2 protein-coding genes are annotated in these 729 nt (G+C 56.4%); both read right to left on the reverse strand.

The features are described from left to right. Nucleotides 1–368 (reverse strand): IS3 family transposase (locus L1069_RS23870; protein ID WP_237457298.1); only part of this gene is annotated, 368 nt, incomplete at its 3' end. 8 nt (nucleotides 369–376) lie between these two features. Continuing rightward, nucleotides 377–670 (reverse strand): transposase, encoded by a 294-nt coding sequence (locus L1069_RS23875; RefSeq protein ID WP_237457299.1) that lies wholly within the window; start codon nucleotides 668–670, stop codon nucleotides 377–379. Nucleotides 671–729 lie beyond the last annotated feature (59 nt).

The raw sequence follows: 729 nt of genomic DNA on the forward strand, positions 1-729 counted from the left end.
GTGATGTCGGCACACCACACCTGATTGGGACGCTCCAGGCGTAGACCACGCAACAGATAGGGATAGGTCTTGTGCCCTTTCGCTGCTTTGCTGGTGTTTGGTTTCTGATAGATCGGCATCAAGCCCATCAGCCGCATCAAGCGTCGGATGCGCTTCTCGTTCACAAGGTGCCCGTCGTTTCGGAGGTGCCAAGTCATCTGGCGGACACCAAAGAACGGCGTTTCCAGGAACTGTTCATCGATCCGGCGCATCAACATCAGGTTCATCGCCGTCTCGCCCTTGGGCGTGTAGTAAAACGACGACCGCGAGATCGACAGCAGCTTGCACTGTTTGCTAATGGGCAGGTTGGTATTGGCAGGCTCAACCATCTTGCGCCTCACTTGCCGGTCCACGGCTTGAGCTTTCGTGACAAAAAATCGTTGGCGACAGCCAGCTTCCCGATCTTCGCGTGCAGTTCTTTGACCTGCTCCTCGTCGATCTCTGGGGACTTCTTTCCGCCGCGTTCAAACACGCCGGACGCGCCTTCCAGCAGAGCGCGTTTCCAGCTGTGGATCATCGTGGGATGGACGCCGAATTGGCTGGCAAGCTCAGCCGCAGTTCGCTCACCCTTCAAAGCCTCAAGCGCGGCTTTCGCCTTGAACTCGGGCGAGTGGTTCTTCCGTTTCGACATCTCTGATCTCCTCTTCGTCGAAGACCAGCAGACAACAAATCATAGCTTACGTCAGTGTC

The organism is Leisingera sp. MMG026, from assembly GCF_021654205.1.
Lineage (GTDB): Bacteria > Pseudomonadota > Alphaproteobacteria > Rhodobacterales > Rhodobacteraceae > Leisingera.